Annotated in this window: 10 protein-coding genes; 5 read left to right on the top strand and 5 right to left on the bottom strand. The window is 66.2% G+C overall.

What is annotated here, in order from left to right:
* Positions 1–177: 177 nt before the first annotated feature.
* The 4 genes from flgH to AX681_RS01670 are packed head-to-tail and all read right to left on the bottom strand — an operon-like array spanning position 178 to position 2,988.
* Complete coding sequence (flgH, locus tag AX681_RS01685; RefSeq protein ID WP_066659415.1) at positions 178–957, bottom strand: flagellar basal body L-ring protein FlgH; 780 nt, start codon at positions 955–957, stop codon at positions 178–180.
* 13 nt (positions 958–970) lie between these two features.
* Complete coding sequence (flgA, locus tag AX681_RS01680; RefSeq protein ID WP_066659414.1) at positions 971–1,438, bottom strand: flagellar basal body P-ring formation chaperone FlgA; 468 nt, start codon at positions 1,436–1,438, stop codon at positions 971–973.
* Positions 1,438–2,220 carry a flagellar basal-body rod protein FlgG gene (gene flgG, locus AX681_RS01675; protein WP_066659413.1) on the bottom strand — a complete coding sequence of 261 codons (783 nt, stop codon included), beginning with the start codon at positions 2,218–2,220 and terminating at the stop codon, positions 1,438–1,440. Before flgG ends, flgA begins: the two co-directional genes overlap by 1 nt.
* Before the next feature lie 24 nt (positions 2,221–2,244).
* A complete protein-coding gene (locus AX681_RS01670) occupies positions 2,245–2,988 on the bottom strand; it encodes a flagellar hook basal-body protein (protein WP_066659412.1) in 744 nt (247 codons plus the stop codon).
* Positions 2,989–3,116: 128 nt separating this feature from the next.
* Here AX681_RS01670 and AX681_RS01665 point away from each other — a divergent pair, with 128 nt between their 5' ends.
* The 5 genes from AX681_RS01665 to AX681_RS01645 all read left to right on the top strand — a co-directional run bounded on the left by AX681_RS01665 (position 3,117) and on the right by AX681_RS01645 (position 6,371).
* Positions 3,117–3,692: a flagellar basal body-associated FliL family protein gene (locus AX681_RS01665; protein WP_066659410.1), complete on the top strand. Its 576-nt coding sequence runs from the start codon at positions 3,117–3,119 to the stop codon at positions 3,690–3,692.
* A complete protein-coding gene (fliM, locus tag AX681_RS01660) occupies positions 3,689–4,708 on the top strand; it encodes a flagellar motor switch protein FliM (RefSeq protein WP_066659406.1) in 1,020 nt (339 codons plus the stop codon). The genes AX681_RS01665 and fliM overlap by 4 nt, the downstream gene beginning before the upstream one ends.
* Positions 4,705–5,043 (top strand): DUF6468 domain-containing protein, encoded by a 339-nt coding sequence (locus AX681_RS01655; RefSeq protein WP_066659404.1) that lies wholly within the window; start codon positions 4,705–4,707, stop codon positions 5,041–5,043. Before fliM ends, AX681_RS01655 begins: the two co-directional genes overlap by 4 nt.
* On the top strand, positions 5,043–5,627 hold the full coding sequence (locus AX681_RS01650; protein ID WP_066659402.1) for a MotE family protein: 585 nt from the start codon (positions 5,043–5,045) through the stop codon (positions 5,625–5,627). Before AX681_RS01655 ends, AX681_RS01650 begins: the two co-directional genes overlap by 1 nt.
* Positions 5,628–5,720: 93 nt before the next feature.
* Positions 5,721–6,371 (top strand): GAF domain-containing protein, encoded by a 651-nt coding sequence (locus tag AX681_RS01645; protein ID WP_066659400.1) that lies wholly within the window; start codon positions 5,721–5,723, stop codon positions 6,369–6,371.
* Between the two features lie 4 nt (positions 6,372–6,375).
* Here AX681_RS01645 and AX681_RS01640 read toward each other — a convergent pair whose 3' ends face one another.
* A complete protein-coding gene (locus AX681_RS01640; RefSeq protein WP_066659398.1) occupies positions 6,376–6,786 on the bottom strand; it encodes a hypothetical protein in 411 nt (136 codons plus the stop codon).
* Positions 6,787–6,968: the final 182 nt, after the last annotated feature.

The raw sequence follows: 6,968 nt of genomic DNA, 5'->3' as shown, positions 1-6,968 counted from the left end.
TGGGGACAGACAACAAAAAAGGGGGAGGGTTTCTCCCTCGCCCTCTTTGGAATGGCGGCGCTTCTGCGCTTCCCTTCCCTTTCCACGGCCCCCCGGCTGGGAAAGGGGCTGCCCGTCCACGGCCCCCCGGCTGGGACGGGCAATCCTGTCGACTGCCCGCTTAGAACGGGAAGAGGCTTAGAACGGAAATAGGGCGTCGTAGATCTGCTGGCCCCAGCGTGCCTGCTGCGCATCCGACAGCTGGCCGCGGCCGCCATAGCTGATCCGTGCTTCGGCGATCTGGCTGTGGCGGACCGAGTTGTCACGGCCGATATCCTGCGGACGGACCACGCCGCTGACCACCAGCTCGCGCAATTCGTTATTCACGCGCACTTCCTGGCGGCCCCGGATGCCGAGATTGCCGTTGGGAAAGACGTTGGTGACGATCGCCGACATGGTCATGTTGATCGTTTCGGACCGGCTGATGTTGCCGCCGCCGCTCGATTGCGATTTCGAATTGGTGCTGGCGAGGTTGGTCGGGTCGATCGACTTGGGCAGCAGATTCTGGAGCCCGAGAAGCGAGGCGATACCGGCATTTTCCGAACCGCTGCGGTTGCGCGAGGTGTTGTTGCCGACCTCCGCCTTGTCCGCAATGTTGATCTTGATCGTCAGAATGTCGCCCATGCGGGTCGCGCGCTGATCGCTGAGGAACGCGCCGGCGCCGGCACGGAACAGCGAAGCCGAGGCAGCGGGTGCCTGCGCAGGGACGGTGCCGGGTGCGACCGGCGCATTGGCGACCGCCGCCGCGACGCTGCCGTCGCGCAGCCCCGGATTGCCGATCGAGCGCTCACCGCCCGGCATCGCCATTTCCTCGGGCGCGGACATCTTGGGCGCCTTGCCGATGCGGCCGAGCCGGTCGACCGCGCCGCAGCCCGAAACCAGGGCTGCCGCAGTGACGGCGAGAATGATCTTCTTCATGGGGTCAACTCCCTCAGTAAACGATACGGACCAGCCCGTTGCCCGCGACGAAACCGTCGAGCGTGCGCTGGGTGGAGGTGGTGACGACGCGGACCGGTTCGCCTGCCCCCGCGCTGGACAGGGCGCGGCCCTGTGTGGTGATGGTGAGCGCGCCGACCTTATAGGCGATCAGCACCGGCTCGCCCCGGCGCACCAGCCGCGGGGTGATGACGTCGCTGACCCGCACCACCGATCCGGGCGAGAGCGGGCGCACCGCCTCCAGCCCCTTGGCGGCCTGCGCCTCGATCGCGCCGCGCCCCATATTGGGCGAGCGCTTTTCGTAGACGAAGTCGTCGGGCGACAGGATTTCGCCGCGCTGGACCGGGCGCGCGAGCACCGCGACCTCGACCTGCGCCGGGCCGCTGGCGGGTGCCGTCGGCGTCTGGGCCGGTGCGGAGACCGGAACCAGCGCCGCGGCGATGAAGGCGATGCGGTAGATCATCAGCGCAGCTGGCTGGTCGTCGCCAGCATTTCGTCCGCGGTCTTCACGACGCGGCTGTTCATTTCATAGGCGCGCTGCGCGGTGATCAGCGCGGTGATTTCGGCGACCGGGTTGACGTTCGACGCCTCGACAAAGCCCTGCTGCAGCGCACCGAAACCCGGTTCGCCCGGATTGGCGAGGGTCGGCTGACCCGATGCGGCGGTTTCGAGATAGAGGTTGCCGCCCTGCGCCTCGAGCCCGGCTTCGTTGATGAAGGTAGCGAGCTGAAGTTGGCCGACATTCTGCGGCTCGGGCTGGCCGGCAAGGATCACCTGGACTTCGCCGGTCTTGGAGATGGTCACGTCGACCGCTTCGGCGGGAATGGTGATGCCCGGCTGGACCGGGAAGCCGTCGGCATTGACCAGTTCGCCTTGGTCCGACAGCTGGAACGATCCATCGCGGGTATAGGCGGTCTCGCCCGACGGGAGCGTCACCGCGAAATAGCCGCGCCCCTGGATCGCCAGGTCATAGCGATTGTCGGTCTGGCTCATCGCGCCCTGCGTCGCGATGCGATAGACGCCGCCGGTCTTGACGCCCGCGCCGATCTGGATGCCGGTCGGCACGCGGCTGTCGGGGCCGGACGCGCCGCCGGGGCGGGTCACCTGCTGGTAGAGCAGGTCCTGAAACTCGGCCCGCTGGCGCTTGTAGCCGGTCGTGTTCATGTTCGCGATGTTGTTCGAGATCACATCGACATTGGTCTGCTGTGCGAGCATCCCGGTGCCGGCGATGGAGAGGGTACGCATGGGTCAGTCTCCGTGGAAAGGGGGTCAGCCGAAGCGGCCAAGCTTGTCGATCGCGCTCTTGCGCATGTCGCCGAGGGACTCGGACATCTTCATGCTGGTCTGATAGGCGCGCAGGATCTCGACCATGTTGGTGGTCTCGACGATCGCCTGGACGTTTGATCCTTCGACGCCGCCGCTCTTGAGCTTGGTGTCGACGGCGGCCAGCTCGCGCCCGCCGGTCCCGCTGAAGGTGCCGTCGCCGCGCGGGTCGACCATGCGTTCGTCATCGAACACCGTCACCGCGACGCGCCCGACCTGCGCCTCGCCCGCGCTGACCGTGCCGTCCTTGCCGATGCTGACTTGCCCAGCCTGTTCGGGCGGGATGGTGATCGGGCGACCGCCTTCGCCGAGCAGCGTGAGCCCGCCCGCCGTCTGCAGCGTGCCGTCCTCGCCCACCCGCAGATAGCCCGCGCGCGTATAGGCGGTACCACCCTCGGGCGTTTCGACCGCGAGATAGCCCGCGCCGTCGATCATCACGTCGATCGGATTGCCGGTTGCGATGAACGCGCCTGCGCTCTGGTCATGCACCGCGCCATAATCGAGCACCATCGACGTCGTCTTGACCGGCGCGTCTGCACCGCCGCCGCTCTGCTCCACATATTCGCGGAACACCGGCGCTTCGCGCTTGAACCCGGCCGTCGAGATATTGGCCATGTTGTTCGCGCTCACGTCGAGCCGGCGCCGCAGCGCCTGATTGTGACTCAGCAGCACATAGGATGAGATATCCATCGCGACCGCCCTCCGAAAAAAATCGTCCAATTTTTTGGGGCTAGGCAAATGTTGCCGCCCCACTCCCCTATAATAGGAACATTCCGCCGGTCCGGTCGCGGATGGGCAAAGAGATTGGAACGCGAGACATGAGCGACGACATCATCGTCGAAGCCAAGGACGGCGAGGCGGCAGCCAAGCCCAAGGGCAGCAAGAAGAAGCTGATGATCATCATCGGCGCGGCCGTGCTGGTGCTCGGTGGCGGCGGCGGCGGCGCGGCGTTCTTTCTGATGGGGTCGGACAAGGCGGCGGCAAAAACTGCCGAGGGCGAGCATGGTGAAGCTGAGGCAGAGGCAGAGGCAGAAGCCGAAGCCGAAGCCGAAGGCGGCGAGGAAAAGGGCGGCAAAGACGGCAAGACCGGCGGCGCCTATCTCGACGTGCCGCCGCTGGTGGTAAACCTGCGCAGCGCCGATGGTGCGGCGCGCTTCCTCAAGGTGCATTTCGTGCTGGTACCCGGCAAAGCGAGCACGGTCGAAAAGCTGCAGGGCAAGCTGCCGCTGCTGATCGATGCCTATCAGCCATTCCTGCGCGAGCTCCGGCCCGAGGACCTGAACGGGTCGGGCGCAGTCTATCGCGTCAAGGAAGAGCTTCTGGTCCGCGCGACCCAGACGCTGGGGCCGGACATGGTCAAGGACGTACTGATCCAGGATCTGGTGCAGCAATGAGCGACGATTTCGACGATTTCGAGCTGCCCGAGCCGCCCAAGTTCGATCCCGATGCGGAGGCGTTGCTCGACCAGGCGGGCATCGACGCGCTGTTCGGGCAGGTCGGCGGGTTCAGCCAGCCGAAGGAAGGCCTGCGCGCGGTCATCGAATCCAACGTCATCAGCCGCGAGCGGCTGCCGATGCTGGAGGTCGTGTTCGACCGCATGGTCCGCATCTTCGCGACCTCGATGCGCAACCTCACCTCCGACGCGATCGACGTCAGCCTTGAGGAAGTGACCTCAATCCGCTTCGGAGACTATCTCAACCACATCATGCTCCCCGCGATGATCGGCGTGTTCCGCGTCGAGGAATGGGAGAATTACGGCCTGGTCTCGGTCGATTCCGGCCTGATCTATGCGGTGGTCGACACGCTGCTGGGCGGGCGTCGCGGCGGCGGCGAGCAGGTGATGATCGACGGGCGCGGCTTCACCACCATCGAAACCGATCTCGTTTCGCGCATGCTGGGGCATGTGCTGAGCGATCTGTCGACGTCGATGGCGCCGATCACCCCGACCACGATCGAGCTGGAACGCGTCGAGAGCAGCCCGCGCTTCGTCGCGATCGCCGGCACCACCAATGTGTGCGCCGTCGCGACCTTTCGCGTCAGCATGGACGAGCGCGGCGGATGCTTCAGCATCCTGCTGCCCTATGCGACGATCGAGCCGGTGCGCCATCTGCTCAACCAGCGGTTCATGGGCGAAAAGCTGGGCCGCGACACGATCTGGGAAGTCCATATGGCGTCGGAGGTCCGCAAGGTCGACGTGACGCTGGATGTGATGCTGGGCGAGCGCGACATGCCGCTCGGCGCGGTGCGCGACTTCAAGGTCGGCCAGACCATCCCGCTGTTCGCCGACCCCGACCAACCCCTCGACATGCAATGCGGCGGCGTCACGATCGGCCGCGCCCAGATCGGCCAGCGATCGAACAAGATCGCGGTGCGGCTGGTATCCGACATCGCCAAGGAGATGCGCGCATGACCTATTCGCTGATCGCGAACGTGCTCACGATGCTGTTCTGTACGATCGTGATCGTCCAGAGCATGCGCATGATGCGCGCGCTCAACGCGCTGAAGCGCAACGATCTGGCGCAGGTCGTCTCGACGCTTGACCAGGCGACGGTGCAGGCGCGGCTGGTGCTGTCCGAACTCAAGGGCACGCTGACGCAATATGCCCGCGGCACGCATGATGCCGCGCGCGCCAAGGCGGTCGCAGACGAATTGCGCATGATGATCGAGATCGCGGACTCGACCGCCGAGCGGCTGGTGGAATCCGCGGCAGCCGCGCGCCGCGCCGAGCCGGTGGACCGCTACTGATGCGTATCCCGTTCCTGCTCATTACCGCCGCAGTGGCGACCGTTGGTGCCGTCGCGAACGGCGTCGACGCCGCGGTGGCGGTGGGCGAATCCGTGGTGCCCAAGACGCGCCTCGGCAGCCAGATCGAGGGCGAAATCACCGCCGCGCAACGCAAGGAGGCCGAACGCCGCCGCGCGCTCGACCTGCGCGAACAGGCGCTCAAGGCGGCACGGCTGCGGATGGAGCGCCAGCAGAAGGATGCCGAGGCGAAGGCTGCAGCCGAGGGCAAGGCCGATGCCCAGGCCGGGACCACAGGCACGCCGGGCGGCGCCCCGGCTGCGGAAGAAAAGCGCTACAGCGATCTCGCCCGCATCTTTCAGTCGATGAAGCCCGCCAAGGCGGCGCCAGTGTTCGAGAAGTTGAGCCCCGATGTGCAGTTTCAGGTGGCACAGCGGATGCGCGACCGTAACGCCGCACTGATGATGCAGGCGATGTCGCCCGATGCTGCCGCGACATTGGGCATGGCATTGGCCCGCGGCGGAATGACTCAGCCAAAATCGACGCCTGCGACCCCGGCCAAGGGTGGCCGCGCTGTGCCAAGATGAGATCGGAAGCCATTACTGTAATACTACAATACTGACAGGGGCATCTGGCTAAGATCAATCTGCGACCAGCGGGGTTCTTTGGCGGAGAGTGCAGTGACGATCCCCGACACCGACGAGGGGCCATTGTCGAGTGAAGAAGCGCTGCGTCGAGCAGCGCTTTTTGCATCCGGCTTGATCGCCTTGCGCGAATCGCCCCGCTTCAATGAATTGATTCAGGAACTTGGCCGTACGATGGACGTGCCGATCGCGGGGGTCAGCGTGATCGACAGCGGGTTTTGCTGGCTCCCTGTGCTCCACGGCGCCGATCTCGATGCGATCCCATTATCCGAATCGCTGTGTGCCGGCGTGGTCGAAACCCAGATCCCGATGGCGGAAACCGATCTGCCGATGAACCCAAAGTTTGCGGACAATCGCTTCGTCACCGGACCGCTCGCGCTGCGCGCCTATGCCGCCGTCCCGATGTGCGGCGTTCAAGGGGCGAAGCTCGGCAGCGTGTTCATCGCCGACCAGCGGGTCAGGCCCGATTTCGCCGACCGCGCCATCCCGCAGTTGGAGCGCGCGACGGAGCGCATCCTGGAGGAAGCATCCTCGCCGCATCATATGCGCCGGATCGGGCGCACCACGGTCGAGGGGCTGGAAGCGCTGATCCGAAACGCGACGCGCGACGGCAACGACGCGCTCGTCAGCGCGATCGACCGGGTGATGCGCGATGTGCTCCCGCTGACCGGAATGCGCTGGAATTAAAGGATCAGGGCGCGCCGCGCGCCGGACTGGTCCGCACTTCGAGGATGAGCACATGACCCGCCTGCGGATCGGCGGCGTGGGCAGCGCTATCGAGCGCATGCGCCAGCGCTTCGGCATCCACCGCAACGCGCGGTGACGCGTTCAGCTGCGCGAAGTCGAGCAGCGCCGAAAGCATCGCTGCACGCAGCGCCGGTTGCGCCGTGCCGAGCGCACCCGCATCGACGCCATCCGCCGGGGTGATGGCGAGTTCCAGCTCAAGGTCGCCGTCGAGCCGTCCGGCATCGATGATCGGCACGCGGAACTTGCCCAGCGGAACCACGGCGGCCTCGCCTCCGCCCCCGCCGGCGGCTCCGGCAGGCGCGGCCACGGCCAGCAAGGCGGCGGCGGCAGTCAGGCGGGCGGCGGGTCTGCGCATGAAGTCTCCGTCAAAGGCGTGCCGCGGGGACCGCACCCGGCCCCGCCACTCTATAATAGGTTGAAAAGCCCGTGTTGGGATTTGCCCCGTTGGGATTTGTATGAGCCACGATCAAAAGCCCGCACGCGTTCGCGTCATCGGCGGCAGCGCCACCGATGGCCGGTTGCGCGGCGGCTTTGCCA

Source organism: Sphingomonas sp. CCH9-E2 (assembly GCF_001557215.1).
In the GTDB taxonomy this organism is placed as follows: domain Bacteria; phylum Pseudomonadota; class Alphaproteobacteria; order Sphingomonadales; family Sphingomonadaceae; genus Sphingomonas.
The sequence above is the reverse complement of the archived record's forward strand: the minus strand, read 5'-3'. Positions and strand labels throughout refer to the sequence as shown.

Bases quoted from the DNA above. Each gene is read 5' to 3' on its own strand.
- flgH (WP_066659415.1), bottom strand. From the start codon at position 957: ATGAAGAAGATCATTCTCGCCGTCACTGCGGCAGCCCTGGTTTCGGGC.
- flgA (WP_066659414.1), bottom strand. From the start codon at position 1,438: ATGATCTACCGCATCGCCTTCATCGCCGCGGCGCTGGTTCCGGTCTCC.
- flgG (WP_066659413.1), bottom strand. From the start codon at position 2,220: ATGCGTACCCTCTCCATCGCCGGCACCGGGATGCTCGCACAGCAGACC.
- AX681_RS01670 (WP_066659412.1), bottom strand. From the start codon at position 2,988: ATGGATATCTCATCCTATGTGCTGCTGAGTCACAATCAGGCGCTGCGG.
- AX681_RS01665 (WP_066659410.1), top strand. From the start codon at position 3,117: ATGAGCGACGACATCATCGTCGAAGCCAAGGACGGCGAGGCGGCAGCC.
- fliM (WP_066659406.1), top strand. From the start codon at position 3,689: ATGAGCGACGATTTCGACGATTTCGAGCTGCCCGAGCCGCCCAAGTTC.
- AX681_RS01655 (WP_066659404.1), top strand. From the start codon at position 4,705: ATGACCTATTCGCTGATCGCGAACGTGCTCACGATGCTGTTCTGTACG.
- AX681_RS01650 (WP_066659402.1), top strand. From the start codon at position 5,043: ATGCGTATCCCGTTCCTGCTCATTACCGCCGCAGTGGCGACCGTTGGT.
- AX681_RS01640 (WP_066659398.1), bottom strand. From the start codon at position 6,786: ATGCGCAGACCCGCCGCCCGCCTGACTGCCGCCGCCGCCTTGCTGGCC.